19 protein-coding genes are annotated in these 19705 nt (G+C 70.8%); 8 read left to right on the forward strand and 11 right to left on the reverse strand.

Going from position 1 to position 19705, the window contains the following annotated elements; genetic code table 11:
* The first annotated feature begins 160 nt into the window (after nt 1-160).
* Nucleotides 161-547 (forward strand): DUF4307 domain-containing protein, encoded by a 387-nt coding sequence (locus tag ACFXMF_RS03655; protein WP_360311869.1) that lies wholly within the window; start codon nt 161-163, stop codon nt 545-547.
* A gap of 273 nt (nt 548-820) precedes the next feature.
* Complete coding sequence (greA, locus tag ACFXMF_RS03660) at nt 821-1318, forward strand: transcription elongation factor GreA (RefSeq protein ID WP_360311871.1); 498 nt, start codon at nt 821-823, stop codon at nt 1316-1318.
* Nucleotides 1319-1394: 76 nt separating this feature from the next.
* On the opposite strand, the gene ACFXMF_RS03665 is transcribed toward greA, so the two are convergent.
* The 4 genes from ACFXMF_RS03665 to ACFXMF_RS03680 all read right to left on the reverse strand — a co-directional run bounded on the left by ACFXMF_RS03665 (nt 1395) and on the right by ACFXMF_RS03680 (nt 5533).
* A complete protein-coding gene (locus tag ACFXMF_RS03665; RefSeq protein ID WP_360311928.1) occupies nt 1395-2228 on the reverse strand; it encodes an ABC transporter permease in 834 nt (277 codons plus the stop codon).
* A gap of 130 nt (nt 2229-2358) precedes the next feature.
* Nucleotides 2359-3390, reverse strand: a complete 1032-nt coding sequence (locus tag ACFXMF_RS03670; protein WP_360311873.1) for an ATP-binding cassette domain-containing protein — start codon at nt 3388-3390, stop codon at nt 2359-2361.
* Nucleotides 3391-3741: 351 nt separating this feature from the next.
* Nucleotides 3742-4965 carry a threonine ammonia-lyase gene (gene ilvA / locus ACFXMF_RS03675; RefSeq protein ID WP_360311875.1) on the reverse strand — a complete coding sequence of 408 codons (1224 nt, stop codon included), beginning with the start codon at nt 4963-4965 and terminating at the stop codon, nt 3742-3744.
* A 70-nt stretch (nt 4966-5035) separates the two neighbouring features.
* On the reverse strand, nt 5036-5533 hold the full coding sequence (locus ACFXMF_RS03680) for a MarR family transcriptional regulator (RefSeq protein WP_360311877.1): 498 nt from the start codon (nt 5531-5533) through the stop codon (nt 5036-5038).
* A 297-nt stretch (nt 5534-5830) separates the two neighbouring features.
* Here ACFXMF_RS03680 and ACFXMF_RS03685 point away from each other — a divergent pair, with 297 nt between their 5' ends.
* Both ACFXMF_RS03685 and ACFXMF_RS03690 read left to right on the forward strand, forming a co-directional pair.
* On the forward strand, nt 5831-6316 hold the full coding sequence (locus ACFXMF_RS03685) for a hypothetical protein (protein ID WP_360311879.1): 486 nt from the start codon (nt 5831-5833) through the stop codon (nt 6314-6316).
* Nucleotides 6313-7023, forward strand: coding sequence for a hypothetical protein (locus ACFXMF_RS03690; protein WP_379990879.1), 711 nt, complete (start codon nt 6313-6315; stop codon nt 7021-7023). The genes ACFXMF_RS03685 and ACFXMF_RS03690 overlap by 4 nt, the downstream gene beginning before the upstream one ends.
* A 17-nt stretch (nt 7024-7040) precedes the next feature.
* Here ACFXMF_RS03690 and ACFXMF_RS03695 read toward each other — a convergent pair whose 3' ends face one another.
* From ACFXMF_RS03695 to ACFXMF_RS03710, 4 genes are all read right to left on the reverse strand, one after another.
* Nucleotides 7041-8189 (reverse strand): cystathionine gamma-synthase, encoded by a 1149-nt coding sequence (locus ACFXMF_RS03695; protein ID WP_360311883.1) that lies wholly within the window; start codon nt 8187-8189, stop codon nt 7041-7043.
* 77 nt (nt 8190-8266) lie between these two features.
* A complete protein-coding gene (locus ACFXMF_RS03700) occupies nt 8267-9016 on the reverse strand; it encodes a hypothetical protein (RefSeq protein WP_379990880.1) in 750 nt (249 codons plus the stop codon).
* A gap of 168 nt (nt 9017-9184) precedes the next feature.
* The gene (locus tag ACFXMF_RS03705; RefSeq protein WP_379990881.1) at nt 9185-10021 is read right to left on the reverse strand and encodes a hypothetical protein; all 837 of its coding nucleotides are present in this window, start codon (nt 10019-10021) and stop codon (nt 9185-9187) included.
* Nucleotides 10022-10274: 253 nt separating this feature from the next.
* Nucleotides 10275-10817, reverse strand: a complete 543-nt coding sequence (locus ACFXMF_RS03710; RefSeq protein WP_379990885.1) for a TetR/AcrR family transcriptional regulator — start codon at nt 10815-10817, stop codon at nt 10275-10277.
* Nucleotides 10818-10862: 45 nt separating this feature from the next.
* Here ACFXMF_RS03710 and ACFXMF_RS03715 point away from each other — a divergent pair, with 45 nt between their 5' ends.
* Together ACFXMF_RS03715 and ACFXMF_RS03720 are read left to right on the forward strand one after the other, a co-directional pair.
* Nucleotides 10863-11219, forward strand: coding sequence for an ABC transporter permease (locus ACFXMF_RS03715; RefSeq protein ID WP_379990882.1), 357 nt, complete (start codon nt 10863-10865; stop codon nt 11217-11219).
* A gap of 77 nt (nt 11220-11296) precedes the next feature.
* Entirely contained in the window at nt 11297-13360 is a 2064-nt protein-coding gene (locus ACFXMF_RS03720) for a thioredoxin domain-containing protein (RefSeq protein WP_379990883.1), read from the forward strand.
* A gap of 67 nt (nt 13361-13427) precedes the next feature.
* Here the strand turns inward: ACFXMF_RS03720 and ACFXMF_RS03725 are convergent, their stop codons facing one another.
* From ACFXMF_RS03725 to ACFXMF_RS03735, 3 genes are all read right to left on the reverse strand, one after another.
* On the reverse strand, nt 13428-14057 hold the full coding sequence (locus ACFXMF_RS03725; protein WP_360311893.1) for a TetR family transcriptional regulator: 630 nt from the start codon (nt 14055-14057) through the stop codon (nt 13428-13430).
* The gene (locus tag ACFXMF_RS03730) at nt 14029-15627 is read right to left on the reverse strand and encodes an MFS transporter (RefSeq protein ID WP_379988121.1); all 1599 of its coding nucleotides are present in this window, start codon (nt 15625-15627) and stop codon (nt 14029-14031) included. Before ACFXMF_RS03730 ends, ACFXMF_RS03725 begins: the two co-directional genes overlap by 29 nt.
* Nucleotides 15628-15800: 173 nt before the next feature.
* On the reverse strand, nt 15801-16466 hold the full coding sequence (locus ACFXMF_RS03735; RefSeq protein WP_360311897.1) for a hemolysin III family protein: 666 nt from the start codon (nt 16464-16466) through the stop codon (nt 15801-15803).
* Between the two features lie 245 nt (nt 16467-16711).
* Between ACFXMF_RS03735 and ACFXMF_RS03740 the strand changes: the two genes are divergently transcribed.
* Nucleotides 16712-18514: a phosphoenolpyruvate carboxykinase (GTP) gene (locus ACFXMF_RS03740; protein WP_379988120.1), complete on the forward strand. Its 1803-nt coding sequence runs from the start codon at nt 16712-16714 to the stop codon at nt 18512-18514.
* Nucleotides 18515-18740: 226 nt separating this feature from the next.
* Nucleotides 18741-19502: an isoprenyl transferase gene (locus tag ACFXMF_RS03745; RefSeq protein WP_360311901.1), complete on the forward strand. Its 762-nt coding sequence runs from the start codon at nt 18741-18743 to the stop codon at nt 19500-19502.
* Nucleotides 19503-19705 lie beyond the last annotated feature (203 nt).

A 19705-nucleotide genomic window follows, 5' to 3' on the forward strand; every position in this document is an offset into this window, starting at 1 on the left:
ACTCACCGGAACGTCGCTCCTCATCCGTGCCCCGTGTCCCAGCCGCCGGGTCGTACCGCCGGGACCTGTCGAGGGCCGCTCTTGCACCGGACATATAGTGGCCGATAGATCTCGCTCGGGCGCAAACCCGAACCCGTCCCGCAGGAGACCAGGAGACCCGGTGAGCGCAACGCCCGTCACCCGTTACGGCAAGGGCGCCACCCGAAGCGATCGCAAGCTGCGGATCGCCTTCGCGGTTTTCATGGTCGTGCTGGTGGCCGGGACGGTGTGGATCGGCCTCGATGTGGCGAACCCCGGCGTGCGCGGGTCTATTCCGAGCTTCAGGGTCACCTCGGATTCCTCGGTCGAGGTCCGGGTGGAGATCCGCAAGGACGCCGACAAGGAAGCCGTCTGCGTACTGCGCTCGCGCGATCGGGACGGCGCCGAGGTGGGCCGCCGCGAACTGCGCTTCGCCAAGGGCGACAAGCGCATCGAGCGCACCGAGACGCTCCAGACGGCGGGCCGGCCCAACACCGCCGAGCTGGAGGATTGTCACACCGTCGGCTGATCGGCCGGCCGGGTGCCGGGCAGGGGCCGGCCGCCCGAGCCGCCGGATGCCGCCCGAGTCCGGGTGACTGCCCGAGACGTCGGGAGATTGTTACTCTCGAAGCTTCGTCCCCTCACGACCCGAGGTGTTCACACCGCGGACGGTGAGGGGGCGCTGGTATATGTGACCCCTCCCGTGCCGCCCGGGCTCGTCCCGAGGGCCGGTCGGGTCGCGTGTACCTCTTTCGTACGCACCGTGTACGCAACCCTGTCGCAGACCTACGAGGAGCACCCCGTGACCCAGACCAGCGAAAGCGTCACCTGGCTCACCCAGGAGGCGTACGACCGGCTGAAGGCCGAGCTGGAACACCTGTCGGGTCCCGCCCGTTCCGAAATCGCCGTGAAGATCGAAGAGGCCCGCCAGGAAGGCGACCTCAAGGAGAACGCGGGCTACCACGCGGCCAAGGAGGAGCAGGGCAAGCAGGAGCTGCGGATCCGCCAGCTCATCGGCCTGCTCCAGAACGCCAAGGTGGGCGAGGCCCCCGCGGACGACGGCGTGGTCGAGCCCGGCATGGTCGTCACCGTGATCTTCAACGGCGACCGGGACGACCCCACCACCTTCCTGCTCGGCTCGCGCGAGGACGCCGTGAGCGACGTGGACGTCTACTCGCCGCAGTCCCCGCTGGGCAAGGCGATCAACGGCAAGTCGGTCGGCCACCAGGCCACCTTCGCGTTGCCGAACGGCAAGAGCACCAGTGTCGAGGTCCTGGCGGCCAAGCCCTACAAGGGCTGAGCAACGACCCGAAGCGGCCCGCGCTCCCGGTATTCGGGAGCCGGGCCGCTTGCGTTCTCCCGGGCGAGGCCCGTGCTCAGCCGGTCGCCCGGAGGTACTTGCGGACCGCGAGCGCTCGGAAGAGCACGATGATCAGGGCCGACCAGAGCAGCGAGGCCCAGACCGGGTGCTGCATCGGCCAGGCGTCGGACTGCACGACGCCCGGGTTGCCGAACAACACCCGCGCGGCCTGAACGGTCGCGCTGAACGGGTTCCACTCGGCGATGTGCCGCACCCAGGGCGTCATCTGGCTGGAGTCCACGAAGGCGTTCGAGATGAACGTGACCGGGAACAGCCAGATGATCCCGCCCGAGGTCGCCGCCTCCGGGGTTCGTACGGACAGCCCGATCAGCGCGCCGATCCAGGTGAAGGCGTAGCCCAGGAGCAGCAGCAGGCCGAAGCCGGCCAGCACCCGCCCGGCGGTGGTCGGATCGGCCGATCCGGTGCGCCAGCCCACGATCAGCGCGACGACCGCGAGAACGAGCATCGTGATGGCGGTCTGGACGAGATCGGCCACCGTGCGGCCGGTCAACACGGCACCGCGCGCCATCGGCAGCGAGCGGAACCGGTCGATCAGCCCCTTCTGCATGTCGTCCGCGATGCCGGCGGCCGATCCCGCGGTGGCGAACGTGACGGTCTGCGCGAAGATGCCCGCCATCAGGAAGTCTTTGTAGACGTCGGCGTCGGTACTGCCACCGACGTTCATCGAACCGCCGAAGACGTACGTGAACAGCACCACGAACATCACCGGCTGGATGACGCCGAAGAGGATCATCTCCGGAATCCGGGTCATCCGAATCAGATTCCGGCGGGCGATGACCAGGGAATCGTGGATGGAGCGCGCCACATCGCCGCGGGCGGCGGGCGCCAATGTCTTCGACGCGAGGGTTGTCGTCTCGGTGCTCACCGGCCCTCGACCTCCAGTCCGGTCGGGTTTCGCGGCGCGGCCGCGGGGGTCTGGGTCGGCAGGGCCGTCCCGGCCGTTACTGCCATCGCTGCCATCACTGCTTCACCGCCTTGGCACGGCCACGCTGCGGGCCGTCCTCGCTCGGGTGCTCGTCGTCCTCGTTGCCGGTGCCGGTGTTGCCCTCACCCTCTGTGGCATGGCCGGTCAGCGAGATGAACACGTCGTCCAGGGTGGGCCGGCGCAGCCCGATGTCGTCTATCTCGATGCCACGCGCGTCGAGTTCGCGGATGATCTCGGCGAGCAGCTTGGCGCCGCCGGTGACCGGGACGGTGATCCGCCGCTGGAGCTTGACCACGCCCAACTCGCCCTTGCCGAACGAGGTCAGCATCTCGCTCGCGTCGGCGAGGCGCTCCGGATCGTGCACGACCACCTCGACCCGCTCGCCGCCGACCTTGGCCTTGAGCTGGTCGGCGGTGCCGCGGGCGATCACCTTGCCGTGGTCGACCACCGCGATGTCGTGCGCGAGGTGGTCGGCCTCCTCCAGGTATTGCGTGGTCAGCAGCAACGTGGTGCCGCCCGCGACCAGTTCCTCGATCACCCGCCACAACGCCATGCGGTTGCGCGGGTCGAGCCCGGTGGTCGGCTCGTCCATGAACATCACCGGCGGGCTGACCACGAGCGCCGCGGCCAGGTCGAGCCGGCGGCGCATGCCGCCCGAATAGGTCTTGGCGGGTCGGTCCCCCGCCTCGGACAGGTCGAACTGGGTGAGCAGTTCGTCGGCCCGACGCTTGGCGTCTCGACCGCTGAGCTGGTACAGCTCGCCGACCATCCGCAGGTTCTCCCGGCCGGTCAGATACTCGTCGACGGCGGCGAACTGGCCGGACAGGCCGATCGAGCGGCGGACCGCGTTGGGGTTCTTGAGCACGTCGTGACCGGCCACCACGGCTCGCCCGGAATCGGGTTCGAGCAAGGTGGTCAGCACACGTACGCATGTCGTCTTGCCTGCGCCGTTCGGTCCGAGCAGGCCCAGGACGGTGCCCGTGGGCACACTCACGTCCACGCCGTCGAGCGCTCGGACCGAGCCGAAGGTCTTGACGAGACCTTCGGCGACGATCGCTTCCTGCATATCGGTGGATCACTCCTCGTGCGGATGGGGCATGGGGGCGGGCCGATCGATTCAGATCTCCACCATGCGCCCAACGCACCGAGCATGCGACCGTTTTTCCCCGGAAGCGTAACTCTGCGTATCCGGTCGACGGCGCTTCCGTGATCGCCCGCTCGTGCGTCGACGACCCCGACTGCCTCTCGGCCGCGTCCTCCGTGGACGGACATGGCTTGGCTTGCCAGCCAAGCACACGGCACCGACAACGCGACGACGACCCCGAACGGCCGACCCGGCGATGCTCTCCTGCGGGCGCGGATCGGCACCGGCCCCGGCGGCTCGACTCCCGTCGACGGCTCGGCGCTCGCCGACGGTTCAGCTCTTGCTGACCGTGTACCCCGCGCCGTACAGCGCCTCGACCACGGCCGCGCAGTGGCTGCGGCCCTTGGTCTCCAACTGCAGGTCCACGTCCGCCTCGCCGACCCGCAACGTCGCGTCGGTACGCACGTGCGACACCGCCGCGATGTTGGCGTCGGTCTCCGCCAACCGGCCCAGCAGGGTGGCCAACGCGCCGGGGCTGTCCGGAATGCGCACTCGCAGCGACAGGTAGCGCCCGGCCGAGGCCAGGCCGTGCCGGAGCACCCGCAACATCAGCAGCGGGTCCACGTTGCCGCCGGACAACACCGCTACCACCGGGCCCTCGACCGGCTCGTCGGACTCCAGCAGCGCCGCCACCGACGCGGCGCCGGCGGGCTCGACCACCAGCTTGGCCCGCTCCATGCACAGCAGCAGGGCCTGCGACAGGGATTCCTCGCCCACCGTGCGGATGCCGTCCGTGTGCTCGCGGATCAGCGCGAACGGGACCTCGCCGGGGCGGCCGACCGCGATGCCGTCGGCCATCGTGCCGAACGACGGCAGCGACACCGGTGCGCCGGCGGCGAGCGAGGGCGGGTACGCGGCGGCCGACGCCGCCTGGACGCCGATCACCTTGACGTCGGGGCGAAGTGCCTTGACCGCGACGGCGATTCCGGCCAACAGGCCGCCGCCGCCGGTGCCCACCAGGATGGTCTTGACGTCGGGGCACTGCTCCAGGATCTCCAGGCCGACGGTGCCCTGACCGGCCACCACGTCGCGGTGGTCGAAGGGGTGGATGAACACCGCCCCGGTCTCGTCCGCGTACGCGCGCGCGGCGGCGAGCGCGTGCTCGACGTTGTCGCCGCCCAGGATCACCTCGGCGCCGTACGAGCGGGTCGCGGCCACCTTGGGCAGCGGCGCGCCGGCCGGCATGAACACGGTGGACGCGACGCCCAGGGTGCGGGCCGCGAGCGCGACGCCCTGGGCGTGGTTGCCGGCGCTGGCCGCGACCACGCCGCGGGCGCGCTCGGCCTCGGACAGACCCGCGATCCGCACGTACGCGCCGCGAATCTTGAAGGACCCGGTGCGTTGCAGGTTCTCGCACTTGAGGTGGACCGGCGTGCCGATTCGGTCGGTCAGCGCCCGACACGGCCTGATCGGGGTCTCGCGAATGACGCTCTCCAGCATCTTTCGCGCGATGCGGATGTCGTGGAGGGTCACCGTGGCCGGGGCTGGGCTGCTCATACGCCGAGTGTCGCACCAACCGCCCGTGCGGATGCGCCGGGTCTCCTTCCGCCCCGGTGGTCCCGGGAGTTCAGGAGCCGGCCGGGTTGCGGCTCTGCCGGCGCTCCATCGAGGCGTTGAATCGGGTGAGCAATTCGGTGAACCGCTCGCGGTCGTCCAGGCTCCAGCCCGCGCAGATCTCCGCCATCAGGCGCTGCCGGGCGTTGCGCACCTGGTGCAGCCGATCCCGGCCCTCGGCGGAGAGTTCGAGCAGCACGGCGCGGCCGTCGTCGGGATTGGGCACCCGATCCACCAGGCCCTGTTCGACCAATGGGGTGACCTGCCGGGTCACCGTGGACGAGTCGATCGTCATCGCCTGCGCGAGGGCCTTGACGCCCATCGGCCCGCCCGTCTCCAGCCGGCCGAGCAGCAGGTAGGCCGCCCGGTCCATCGAGTTGCGCAGTTCGCCTACGGCACCGAGCCGGGTCTGCTCGGCGCGGCGCGCGAACAACGCCACCTCGTGCTGCAGGCGGTCGTAGAGCGGGTCGGCAGAGCCGGTGGGGTCGTCATGGGCCTGGTCCGCTGTCATCGCCGCTCGTTCGTCGATCGGATGTGGTGCTCCGAAGGATATTGCGCGGACCAAGATCGGCGGGCCCGACCGCTCGATTCCACCCCCCTTCGAGGGCCGCACGTTTTACCGTGGCGACAACGAAGTGTGGTGTCGTCGTCGCGCCCGGTGGGGGCTCGGCCGGCGGCGACAGCCGACAGGGGCCGACATGTCGCGATACGCGACTACCCGAACAGGTGTGGGGCAGCAACACAAGTGAGCGGCGACGGCAACGGGCCGGCCCCAGGGCATCCGCTCGGCAGACCTGCGGGAGGGACCGTGCACAGGCGCGACGCTCGCGAGTTCGATCTCTTCGTGCAGACCGTCGGCACCCAACTGTTGCAGGCCGCCGACCTGCTCACCGGCGACCGCCGACGCGCCGAGCGTCGGGTCGAGCGGGCTCTGGCGCATGCGTGTGTGCACTGGAACAGATCGCCCGGCCAGGATCCGGTCCGCACCGCGTGGCGGGCGCTGATGGCCGGATACCTGGACCCCTGGCGGCCGGGGCCGCGCGGCTATCGGGGCGAACTCCCGGACGGGGGCGAACCGTTCACCACGCTGGATCGACTCGGCCGGGTCGAGCGGGCCGCCGTGGTGCTGCGTTTGTACGCCCGCCTGGACGAGTACGACGCGGCCGAGGCGCTGGGGTTGCCGATCGAGACGGTGGCTCTCGCGTGGCGGCGCGGGATGGCCCGGATGCCGGCCGCCGGCCTGCCGGCGCCCGATCGCGCGCGGTCGGTCGCGAGCGCGGAACCGATCCGATGAGCGTGACGGCGCCGACGCCGGGGGCGGCGGACCCGGAGGAGATACCCGAGCCGCCGCGGTTCCCGTACCGGCCGCTGCCCGCGAACCTGGCCCACCGGGTACGGCGGCGGGCGTACCTGCACCGGCTGCGGCACCTGCTCGCCTCGGGCCTGTTGGCCGGTGCGGCGATCGGCGGGTGGCTGGCCACCCCGGGGACCGGCGGCGGAGGCGGGTTGCCGCCGGCGCCACCGGCCCCGACCCCGCTGTGGCCGGTCGAGAACGAGACGCCGCGGTCGCCGCGGACCGACGTCGGGCTCGGCGGCGCGGTGTGGATCGGCGACGGGGGTCCCGAATACGGTTCGTCGTGGTGTCTGGGCAGTGTGACCGAGCCGAGCGAACCGACCGCGCCGGGCGCGCCGATCTGCCACTTCCTGCCGACTCCCGGCCGGCTGGACACGATGGCCCTGGACCCGGGCGTGTACGCGCCGACCGGGCGGCGCCTGGTGGTCGCGGTCCTGGTCGGCCAGAGCATGCCCGCCCCGGCGGTACGCGGCGAACTGCGCGAGGCCGCCGGCGCGCAACAGATGCGCCTGGACCGCCCGCCCGGCCTGCCCGGCGTCGCCTACCTGTGGGCGTTCGCCACCGACACCCCGGTCTCGATCACCGTCTACGACGAGACCGGCAACCTGGTGACCGCGTGCTCGGCGTGCTCGGAGACGACGCGTTAGGCAGGCCGGTCGAAGGGTCAGCGCAGCGCCTGCTCCAGGTCCGCCAGCAGGTCGTCGGCGGACTCGATGCCCACGGACAGCCGGACCAGGTCGCCGGGCACCTCCAGCGGCGAGCCGGCCGCCGACGCGTGGGTCATCCGGCCCGGGTGCTCGATCAGCGACTCGACGCCGCCGAGCGACTCGCCCAGGATGAACAACTCGGTCCGGTTGCACACCTGTACGGCGGCATCCTCGCCGCCGTTCACCCGGAACGACACCATGCCGCCGAACGCCTTCATCTGCTTGACCGCGACGTCGTGTCCCGCGTGCCCGGGCAGCCCGGGATACAGCACCTCGCGCACCCTGGGGTGGCGCGACAGCAGGTCCACGACCCGCTCGGCGTTCGCGCAGTGCCGGTCCATCCGGACCCCGAGGGTCTTGAGACCGCGCAGCGTCAACCACGCGTCGAACGGCGCGGGCACCGCGCCCATCGCGTTCTGGTGGAACACCAACTCGGCGGCCAACGCGGTGTCGTTCACCACGAGCGCGCCGCCGATGACGTCGGAGTGCCCGCCCATGTACTTCGTCGTGGAGTGCACCACGACGTCGGCGCCCAGCGTCAGCGGTTGCTGGAGGTAGGGCGAGGCGAACGTGTTGTCCACCACGAGCAGCGCCCCCGCGTCGTGCGCGACGCTCGCCAGCGCGGCGATGTCGGCGACGCCGAGCAGCGGGTTGCTCGGCGTCTCGCACCACACGAGCCGGGTCACGCCCGGCCGGATCGCGGCGCGCACCGCGTCGAGGTCGCCGGCGTGCGCGGGGGTGTGGTCGATGCCCCATCGGGAGGCGACCTTCGCGAAGAGTCGGAAGGTGCCGCCGTAGGCGTCGTCCGGGATCACCGCGTGGTCGCCGGGTGCGCACAGGGAGCGCAACAGGCAATCCTCGGCGGCCAGACCGGACGCGAAGGTCAGTGCCCTGGTGCCGTTCTCCAGGGCCGCGATGCACTCTTCGAGCGCGGTACGGGTCGGGTTGCCGGAACGGCTGTACTCGTAGCCGCCACGCAGCCCGCCGACGCCGTCCTGCTTGTACGTGGACACCTGGTAGATCGGCGGAACCACGGCCCCGGTCAGCGGGTCGGGTTCCTGCCCGGCATGGATCGCCAGGGTCTCAAAGCCGTGCGATTGGGTCATGACCGGAACGTTAGTCGCCCGGACGGGCGGGCGCTGACGCGTCACTCGGGCGAGGGCGCGCGTTCGGGCGGACACCGCTACCGGCGCAGCAGACGGTCCAGCATCAGGCGGGCCGCCTGGGTGGTGCGGGTGCGTACCTCGGGCATGCGGTCGGCGGCGGGGGCGCTGAAGTAGGCGGACATCACCACGGTGTCCTTGCGCAGCGTCAACACGACGTAGGGGTACGGTCCGCCGCCGCCCTTGGGGTACATCAGGCCCTCCTCGGCGAACACCTCGTCGGCCTCGGCGAACGGGGGTTGCTCGGCGCCGGGGGTGTCCTTGGCCTGGGTGCCGTCCGTGTAGGTGCGGGTCGGGCAGCGGTCCTTGACCTGGTGCGCGTTCTGGACCTGCTCGTGCGCGCCGCGCACGTCCTTGTGCACGACCACCGTGGTGCTGCCGCTGGAGAGCACCTTGGTCTGTGCGGTGTCCGACAGTTGCACCTGGCGCACCCACTGGCCGGTGATGCTCGGTGCCAACGGCACGGTCTGCTGGGTGCAGTCGGCGGCGTAGTCCGTCCAGGTCTCGCCGGCGAACTCGTAGGTGCCCTGCTTGGCGAAGCCGGTACCCCAGTCCTCCGGGGTGAGGGCGAGCGACGCGGCCAGGGCCTGGGCCTGTTCCGGGGTGCGGCTCGGCGGTGCGGACGTGGCCGGCGTGGCGGACGGACGGCTGGTGGTCGGGCCGGGGCCCTTGACCACCGGGGAGGTGCCGGTGGGCGCGCCGTTCGGGGTGATCGCGAACGGGTCGTCGCCGCCGTCGGCGCAGCCCGCGAGCAGCAGGACGCCCAGCACCGGACCGATCGCGCGAACCGCCGCCCGGTTTCCGCCGCCTGCGCGTATGGCGCCCGTGCGTATGCCGCCCGTGCGTATGCCGGTGCCTGTGCGTATGCCTGTGCCATACATGCCGACGACCCCCCGTGAAGCGTGGAGCCCCATGGTAATCAGCGTGGTCGCGCCGGGTCAGCGCAGTTGCGTCCGGGTGCGCACGACCATCCTGGCCAGTGCGTCGATGGCCTGGTCCTTGGCCGACTCGAAGGTCTTGTCGCCTCGGTCCACGACCGCCGCGGTGAGCACCATCTGGCCTTGACGGGCCGTCACCCATACGTACTGGAAGGGCGATCCGCCGCCCTTGGCGAACCACTTGGCGCGCGCCAGGTGCACCTCGTCGATGCCCGGCACGGTCAGGTCGTAGACCTGGATGTCGTTCAGCTTCTCGTCTCCGACGAGCACCTGGTTGGGGCAGCGTCGGCCGTCGGCGATACCGATCCGCATGTCGGTCTGCGCCGCCGCGGTGCTGGAGTAGACGGTCGCCGAGGACGTCGCGAGCGTCTTGCTCAGGTTGTCCACGCTCGGTTGGCCGTCCGGGATGTACACGTAGCGCGACAGGGTCGCGAGTGCGCCCGCCGTGGTGCCCTGGACGACCTGCTTGCAGTCGGTGCCGGTGACCACCCGATCCAGGCCGCCGTACTCGTAGTTGCGCTCCTGGGGGACGTAGGTCGGACCCCAGTCCTTGGGTACCAGGGCGACCCCCGCGACCAGCGTCTTGGCCTGCGCGGCGCTCAGTTGCACATCGGCGCGGGTGGTCGTGGTGGGGCTCGGGGGCGCGCTGGTCGTCGGCGGCGCGGAGGTGACCGGGTCGAGCGGGGGAGGCGGCGGCGGACCGGGCCGATCCGTACTCGCGCTCGCACTGGGCGAGTCGGTCGCCCCCAGGCCGAACGGACCGCTCTTGGACGAACCCCCCTGGCACCCGACCACGAGCGCACCGCTCACGATCAGGGCCGCCCCCACCGCCGTCACCCGCATCATGGAATGCCCCCGATTCCCAACGTCGCCTCGACCCCATTGAAGCCGCTGCCGAAGCCTCTCGTGCGCGAACGCCCGCACTGCGGGCCCATTTCGACGCGATCCACGACCTCGGCACGGCCGTCGTTCCGGCCCTGGTCGGGGTCTACGCGGGTTCCGTGTGAATTCCATGGGAGTGGGACCGACGGACGACGACCCGGCCGGACCGCGGGTGTCGTGGCGCTCGGCGGGGGATCGAAGACACGCCCTAGCGACGTGTCCCGTCGCCGCAGAGGCGGAGGGCGCTCGCCAGGCACAGGGTTGCCGCCTCGTCGGTGGTGACCCGGCCGGCTGCCAGTTGTGCCGCGGCGGTGTGCTGGAGGCCGATGACGGCGTCGGCGAGCCACCCGGCGGGGAGGGCGGCGTCGAAGTCGCCGGTGTGTCGGCCGCGTTGGATGAGCCGTTCGAGCCGGCGGGGGACGACCTCGGAGAGAGCGTTGCGGTTGGGCTGCGGAGCGCCGGGCGCGGTGGGGTTGAGCAGGAGCGGGTGGCGGCGCAGGAACTGCCATCCGGCGTCCAGGAACCGGGCCAGCGCGTCGGCGGGCGGGGCGCTGTCGAGCCCCGCGGCATCGAGCGCGGCGAGGTATTCGGCCGCCGCGGCCTCGACGAGGGCGACGACCAGGGCGTCCCGTGACGCGAAGTGCGCGTAGACGGTCTGGCGGGTGACGCCGGCCGTGGCGGCGACCTCCTCCATGCTCGCGTCGGGGCGTTCGCCGAGCACGACGCGGGCCGCGTCGAGGATGGCGTCGATGCTGCGCCGGGCATCGGATCGGCGGCGCCGCGGTGCTGCGGCGGCGTGCCGGGCGTGCTCGCCGCGGTCGTCCTGGTCGTCGCCTTCGGGCTCTCGCTGTCCCTGCGGTGGGCCGCGGTCGCGCCGGCCGTCCGCGACCCCGCCGTCGTCCTGGGCATCGCCAACGCCGTGCTGATGCCGCTGTCCTTCGCCGGCAACGTCTTCGTCCGGCCGAGCACCATGCCCGGCCGGCTGCAAGCCTTCGTCGAGATCAACCCGCTCAGCCACGTCGCGAGCGCGGCCCGCGCCCTGATGGGCGGCACCGGCGGCACCGGCGAGATCCTCTGGTCCCTCGCCGCAACCGCCACCCTCACCCTCATCTGCGGCCCGATCACCCTCCACCTTTACGGCAGACGGGACTGACGACGAATCCGGCCCGGCCGCGCCGACGCGCCGGGGGTTGCCGACTCCGGCCGGGGTCGGCACGCGAGGATGGCGGTATGCCGAATCGTCTTGCGGGATCCACGTCGCCCTACCTGCTCCAACACGTCGACAACCCCGTCGACTGGTGGCCGTGGGGTGAGGAGGCGTTCGCGGAGGCCCGTCGTCGTGATGTCCCGATCCTGCTCAGCGTCGGGTACAGCGCGTGCCACTGGTGTCACGTGATGGCCCACGAGTCCTTCGAGGACGAGGCCACCGCCGAGATCGTCAACGCGAACTTCGTCGCGATCAAGGTCGACCGCGAGGAACGGCCGGATGTGGACGCGATCTACATGGAGGCCACGGTCGCGATGAACCACGGCCAGGGCGGCTGGCCGATGACCGTGTTCGCCACGCCCGACGGGGAGCCGTTCTTCTGCGGCACCTATTTCCCGAGCGAGGCGCGCCGGGGGATGCCTTCGTTCCGGCAGATCATGTACAAGATCACCGAAGCCTGGGTCGACCGCAACGACGAGGTGCGCCGCACCGGCCTCCAGGTCGCCACCTCCCTGGCCGCCCCGCGCGACCTGCACACGGGCGGCGAGGCACCGACCGCCGAGGATCTGGACCGGGCGCTGACCCTGCTCGCGCGCGAGTACGACGGTGCGCGCGGCGGCTTCGGCGGCGCGCCCAAGTTCCCGCCGTCGATGGTGTTGGAGTTCCTGCTGCGGCACCACGCCCGGACCGAGTCCGAGGCGGCGCTGGAGATGGCCCAGGAGACCTGCGAGGCGATGGCCCGGGGCGGCATCTACGACCAACTCGGCGGCGGCTTCGCGCGGTACTCGGTGGACGAGGCGTGGGTGGTGCCGCACTTCGAGAAGATGCTCTACGACAACGCCCAGTTGATCCGGGTGTACACCCACCTGTGGCGGGCCACCGGGAGCGAGTTCGCCCGGCGGATCGCGCTGGAGACGGCCGACTTCGTGGTCGGCGAACTGCGGACCCCCGAGGGCGCGTTCGCCTCCGCGCTGGACGCGGACAGCCCGGACCCGGACGGGAAGTCGGTCGAGGGCGCGTTCTACGCCTGGACCCCGGCGCAACTGGTCGAGGTGCTGGGCGAGGCGGACGGCGCGTGGGCGGCCGAGGTGTTCGCGGTGACCGAGGAGGGCACCTTCGAGCACGGCATGTCCGTCCTGCAACTGCTCGACGACCCCGAGGACGTCGAGCGACTGACCGACGTACGGGCGAGGTTGCTGGCCGCCCGCGCGGAGCGGGCCCGGCCGAGCCGGGACGACAAGGTGGTGGCCGCGTGGAACGGGCTGGCCATCGCCGCGCTGGCCGAGGCCGGCACCCTGTTCTCCCGCCCCGACCTGCTCGACGCCGCGCTCGCGGCGGCCGACCTGCTGCTCGCGGTGCATCTGGGCGGCGACGAGGACGACGAGCTGGGCGACCGGCTGGTACGCACCTCGCGCGACGGCCGGCCGGGGCCGAACGCGGGTGTCCTGGAGGACTACGCGGACGTGGCCGAGGGTTTCCTCGCGCTGTACGCGGTGACCTCGGACGACGCGTGGCTGACCTTCGCCGGCGTGCTCGTGGACGTGGTGCTGGGGCACTTCGTGGACGAGGACGGGGCGCTGTACGACACCGCCGACGACGCCGAGGAACTCTTCCGCCGACCGCAGGACCCCACCGACGGCGTCACCCCGTCGGGCTGGACCGGCGCGGCCGGCGCGCTGCTGGGCTACGCGGCGCACCTGGGCTCGGAGGACCACCGCGAGGCCGCCGGCCGCGCGCTGGGCCTGGTCAAGGTGTTGGCCGCGCAGGCCCCGCGCATGGTCGGCTGGGGCCTGGCCGTCGCCGAGGCGTGGCTGGACGGGCCACGCGAGATCGCCGTGGTCGGCCCGCGCGACGACGACGCGACCTGGGCGCTCTACCTGACCGCGCTGATGTCCACCGCCCCCGGCGCGGTGGTCGCGATGGGCGACCCGGCCGAGGAGTCGCCGATGCCGCTGCTGCGCGACCGGCCGCTGGTGGGCGGCCGACCGGCGGCGTACGTATGTCGGCACTTCACCTGCGACGCGCCGGTGACCGACCCGGAGCAACTGGCCGAACAGGTGCTGTCCAAGGCGGTGGCCCGGGCCTGAGACCGGCGCCCGCGCCGCCGCGGCCCCGGCGCCCACGGGCCGGGGCCGCACCGAACGACCACCGACATCACGGGTTGTGCCGCAGCCCCGTCTCCAACAGGGCGAGGGCCCGGTCGACCATGGCGACCAGGTCCCCGGTGCAGCCGGCGCGTGCCCACGCCATGATCGCCTCGGCCATCGCCGCGTTGATCGAGGCGGCGGCGACGCGCAGTTCCAGGTCGTACGGGGAGCGCCCGGAGCGGGCGGCGTACGCCTCCGCGATCAGCGTCCAGGACGACATCTGCTGCTCGTAGGTGCGCCGCCGCAGCGCCGGCACGTTGAGCACCAGCGTCATCCGGGTGGCCATCTCCGCACCGTCCACCCGGATGATCTCGCGCAGGACGTCCAGCACCCTGGTGCGCACCACCCGGAGCATGCTCATGTCGTCGGGTGCCGTCCGCAGGATCTCGATCAGGAGGGGGTCGTACTCGTCGGTGAGTACGACGTCCTCCTTGCTCGGGAAATAGCGGAAGAAGGTACTGGGCGAGATCTCCGCGGCCTCGGCGATCTGGTCGACGGTGGTCGCGTCGTAGCCGTGCTCGCGGAAGAGTCGATACGCCTCCCGGCGAATCGCCTGCCGGGTCTTGATCTTCTTGCGCTCGCGCAACCCCGCGGGCGAGCCGGGCAGGTCAGGGATGGAGGACTCCTTCGCGGTCATGCGTCGATTCTCCCGGTTCACCGACACCCGGCGCGGACCCCGGTGCGGCGACGGTGCGCCGGGGCAGGAAGATCGCCACCGCGACGGTGAACACCAGCGAGGCGATGCCACAGATCAGCAGGCTCAGATTCATGCCGTGTACGAACGCCTCGCGGGCCGAGTCGAGCAGCGTCGGGTCCGCGCCGTGGTCGGACACCTTGACCGCGCCGCCGATCGAATCGCGTGCGGCGTCGGCGACCGGGCCGGGGCGACCGGCGGTGTCGATCCGGTCCAGGTAGGCGGAGGCCAGCACACTGCCCAGGATGGCCACCCCGAGTGCGCCCGCCACCTGGCGCAGGGTCTGCACCAGGGCCGATCCCATCCCGGTGCGCTCCGGCGCCAGGTTGGCCATCACCGCGTCCATCGAGGGCACCAGCGACGTGCCCAGGCCCAGCCCGGTCACCACGAGCCAGAAGGCGGTCCGCCCGTACCCGTCGTCCGCCGAGCCGGTCGCGCCCAACAGCAGCCCGCAACCGAGCACGAACAGGCCGCTGGGGATGACCACCTTGTAGCCGAACCGCGCCGCGAGCCGGGTACTGGTCAGCGAGGCCACGAACAGCCCGCCCAGCAGCGGCAGCAGCCGCAGTCCGGTGCCGAACGCGTTGTGGCCGTCCACGCCCTGGAAGCGCTGCGGGACCAGGAACAACACGCCGGAGATCGCGAAGGACGGCACCAGGGCGGCGATGGTGGCCCACAGGAAGTTGCGGTCGCGGAAGAGCCCCAGGTCGATCATCGGCTGCCGGGCCCGGGTCTCGCGCACCACCACGCTCGCGATCAGCAGCGCCGCCGCGCCGAACAGCGCGAGCACGCGGGTGTCGGCCCAGCCCCACTCGGGCGCCTCGATCAGCGCGAAGATCAGCGTGGTCAGCGCGGCGACCACCAGCGCGGTGACCGTGAGGTCCACCTTCGGTGCCTCGGGGGAGCGCGAGACCGGCAGCAGGAAGACGCTGACGAGCAGGGCCAGCCCGACCATCGGGATGTTGATCAGGAACACCGAGCCCCACCAGAAGTGCTCCAGCAGCAGCCCGCCCAGGATCGGGCCCAGCGGGATGCCCAGGGCCGTGCTCGCGGCCCAGACCGAGATCGCCTTGCCGCGCTCGGCGGCCGGGAAGAGCGCGGGCAGGATGGACAACGACAGCGGCATGATGAACGCCCCGCCGATGCCCATCAGGGCGCGCGCCGCGATCACCCCTTCGACCGAGCCGACCAGCGCGCCGACCACCGAGCCGACGCCGAAGATCGCCAGCCCCACGAGCAGGAAGCGACGCCGGCCGTAGCGGTCGCCGATCAGTCCGGCCGGGAGCATCAGCGCCGCGAACACCACGATGTACGAGTCGGCGATCCACTGCAGGTCGCCCGTGCTCGCGCCCAGTTGCTCGCTCAGCGTCGGCATCGCCACGTTGATGATCGTGGTGTCCAGGCCGACCACCAAGAGCCCGACCACCAACGCGCCCAACGCCCACCACCGCCTGGGGTCGGGCGGAGCGTCGGCTTCGGCCGGGCGATCCGACCCCTGCTGCGTCGCATTCATGACAGTCCCCATCTATTGATTGCTTCTGCCTTCTGACAGTAGCTCTCAAAATCGAGTGACGGTCGATTTTCTCGGCAAAGAGCAGCCCAAGCTCGGGGGAAAACCCGGAAAAGCTCGAAGGCCCGCAACTCCGAACGGAGCGGCGGGCCTTCGAGGCGACGAGCGGGAGGGGATCAGTCCAGCGCGACCAGCGCGACGGCGACGAAGTGGCTCGCGAAGGCGAGCAGTGTGAAGGCGTGGAAGACCTCGTGGAAGCCGAACCACTGTGGCGAGGGGTTGGGCCGCTTGATCCCGTAGACCACCGCGCCGAGGCTGTAGAGCACGCCGCCGACGATCACCAGGACCACCACCGCGACGCCGCCCTCGCGCATGAACTCGGGCAGGTAGAACACCGCCGCCCAGCCCAGCGCGACGTAGATCGGGGTGTAGAGCCAGCGTGGCGCGCCGATCCAGAACACCCGGAAACCGATCCCGGCGAGTGCCCCGATCCACACCACCCACAGTAGGATTTGGTCGCTTTTGCCCAGCAATAGAATGGTCAACGGGGTGTAGGTGCCCGCGATGATCAGGAAGATGTTGGCGTGATCCAGCCGGCGCAGAACGGCCTCGCCGCGCGGCCCCCAGTTGCCTCGGTGGTAGACCCCGGAGGTGCCGAAGAGCATCGCCGCGGTCAGTGCGAACACGCCGCAGGCGACGCGGGATTTGGCGTCCCCGGCCAGGGCGACCAGAACTATGCCCGCGGCGACCGCGAGGGGAAAAGTCCCCGCGTGGATCCAGCCGCGCAGCTTGGGTTTGATGGGCGTCAAGGGCGCCGGGAAGGCGTGCGCGTCCACACTCATGTCGCCGAGTGTACTTACGCCCACGTAGGTTACTGGTAAGTACAAAGTGAGACGCATCACGGGAGATCTTGTCCCGGAGGGGCGCGAAAGCGCACGTCTTTGGGGTTTTCGGTCCGGTACGGGGCACAACTTCCAGGTGGGGCCCTGTCCCGGGCGGTTCTGCGCCCGGCCGACCGGATAAAATCCCCGCAACCCTCAACCCCGACGCCGGGGACTCGCCGTCCCAGGCGCGAAATGGAGCGATCGTGGCCAACGAGGTCCCGACGAAACACAGGCAGCTACTCGACTGGGTGAGTGAGATCGCCCGGCTGACTCAGCCCGACCGGATCGAATGGTGTGACGGTTCGGACGAGGAGTACCAGCGCCTCGCCGACCTCCTCGTCGAGAAGGGCACCTTCCGCAAGCTCGACGAGAACAAGCGCCCCAACAGCTACTACGCGACCTCCGACCCTCGGGATGTCGCGCGCGTCGAGGACCGGACCTACATCTGCTCCGAGAAGGAGGAGGACGCGGGTCCGACCAACAACTGGATAGCCCCGGCCGAGATGCGCACCAAGCTCGGCGGTCTGTTCGCCGGCTCGATGCGTGGCCGCACGATGTATGTGGTGCCGTTCTGCATGGGGCCGATCGGCTCGTCGCTGGCCGCCTACGGGGTGGAGATCACCGACTCCGCCTACGTCGCGGTCTCGATGCGCACGATGACCCGGATGGGCCAGGCGGTGCTCGACTTCCTGGGCACCGACGGCGAGTTCGTCAAGGCCGTGCACACCGTCGGGGCCCCGCTCGGCGAGGGCGAGGCGGACGTGCCGTGGCCGTGCAACAGCGAGAAGTACATCACGCACTTCCCCGAGGACCGGGAGATCTGGTCCTACGGTTCGGGCTACGGCGGCAACGCCCTGCTCGGCAAGAAGTGCTACGCGCTGCGGATCGCGTCGGTCATGGCGCGGGACGAGGGCTGGATGGCCGAGCACATGTTGATCCTCAAGCTCACGCCTCCCTCGGGCGCCGAGCCGAAGTTCATCGCCGCCGCCTTCCCCTCCGCGTGTGGCAAGACCAACCTCGCGATGCTCCAGCCGACCATTCCGGGCTGGACGGTGGAGACCGTCGGTGACGACATCGCGTGGATGCGGTTCGGCGAGGACGGCCGGCTGTACGCGATCAACCCCGAGGCGGGCTTCTTCGGTGTCGCGCCGGGCACCGGCGAGCACACCAACGCCAACGCGATGAAGACCATGTGGGGCAACTCGGTCTTCACCAACGTCGCGCTCACCGACGACAACGACGTCTGGTGGGAGGGCATGACCGAGGACGCCCCCGCGCACCTGGTCGACTGGAAGGGCAACGACTGGACTCCCGAGTCGGAGACCCCCGCCGCCCACCCCAACGCGCGGTTCACCGTCCCGGCCGCCCAGTGCCCGACGATCGCGCCCGAGTGGGAGGACCCGAAGGGTGTGCCGATCTCGGCCATCCTCTTCGGCGGTCGGCGCGCCAGCGCGGTGCCGCTGGTGACCGAGTCCTTCGACTGGCAGCACGGTGTCTTCCTCGGCGCGAACGTCGCCTCGGAGAAGACCGCCGCGGCCGAGGGCACGGTCGGCGAGCTGCGTCGCGACCCGTTCGCCATGTTGCCTTTCTGCGGTTACAACATGGGCGACTACATGGCGCACTGGCTGGACATCGGCCAGGCCACCTCGGCGGACAAGCTGCCGAAGATCTACTACGTGAACTGGTTCCGCAAGGACGCCGACGGCAAGTTCGTCTGGCCGGGCTTCGGCGAGAACAGCCGGGTGCTCAAGTGGATCGTCGAGCGCCTGGAAGGACTCGCCGACGGCGTCGAGTCCCCGATCGGCGTACTGCCCACGCGTGAATCCCTGGACCTCAAGGGCCTGGACCTCACCGACACGGAGCTGGACCTGCTCCTGACCGTGGACCGCGAGATCTGGAAGCAGGAGGCCGCACTGGTCCCCGAGCACCTGGAGAAGTTCGGCTCGCACACCCCGCAGGGCCTGTGGGACGAGTACAACAAGCTGGTCTCGCGACTCGACGGCTGAAGCTGACTCGACGTCAAAATACCGGTACGCTCCGGGCCCGGCGGGATCTCTCCCGCCGGGCCCTCGGCGTTCGGAAAGCCACCCTCGGATGAGCGCGCGACACGCCGTCCGCGAGCCGACCTTCACCGCATCTTCACGCCCGCCCTCCGCCGCGTGACGTCGAGCGGGTGTCGGACGGGAGTAGGGTTTTCGGCGCGGGTGATCACGGACGGAGGAGCAGGTGGACATGGGCCTGCGGGACCTCGCATACGGCGCATACGGCAAGCGCATCGAGGCGTCGCTCGACCGTACGGTGATACCGCGTCACGTCGGCGTCATCCTGGACGGCAATCGCCGCTGGGCCAAGGCGTACGGCGAACAGGTGGCCGAGGGGCACCGCAAGGGTGCCGACAAGATCCACGAGCTGCTCACCTGGTGTGAAGAGGTCGGTGTCGAGGTGGTCACGTTGTGGCTGCTGTCCACCGACAACCTCAATCGGCCGCCGGAGGAACTGGCCGATCTGATGGTGATCATCGAGAACGCGGTCACCGATCTGGCCGCCGCGCGCCGCTGGCGGGTACACCCGGTCGGCGCACTGGACCTGCTGCCCGAACACACGCGCGAGGTGCTCAAGCGCTCCGAGACCGAGACCGCCGACCTCACCGGAGTGTTCGTCAACGTCGCGGTCGGCTACGGCGGTCGGCACGAGATCGCCGACGCGGTTCGCTCGCTGCTCGTGGAGCACGCCGGCAAGGGCACCTCGATCGAGGAACTGGCCGAGGTGCTGGACGTCGAGCACATCGCCGAGCACCTCTACACCCGCGGCCAGCCCGATCCGGACCTGGTCATCCGAACATCGGGTGAACAGCGGTTGTCCGGTTTCCTGTTGTGGCAGAGCGCGCATTCGGAGTTCTACTTCTGCGAGGCGTTCTGGCCGGACTTCCGCAAGGTGGACTTCCTGCGGGCGTTGCGCGACTACTCGGCCCGGCATCGCCGCTACGGCGCCTGACACCCGGTCACCGCCGCCGTTCACGACCGGGTTTCCATCGGCATGTGATCATCCGGTTTGTGTTGGCGGTGCCCTGGACGGGAATAACCCCGTCGGGCCGGCGCACATCCTTGTGGGCCGGTGCGATATGTGGGTGACACCCCGTCACCTGCCCGGGAGGCCCTTCCGTGCTCTACATGCTCCACAGTTCACGGCGACAGGAG

The organism is Embleya sp. NPDC059213 (assembly GCF_042754445.1).
Lineage (GTDB): Bacteria > Actinomycetota > Actinomycetes > Streptomycetales > Streptomycetaceae > Embleya.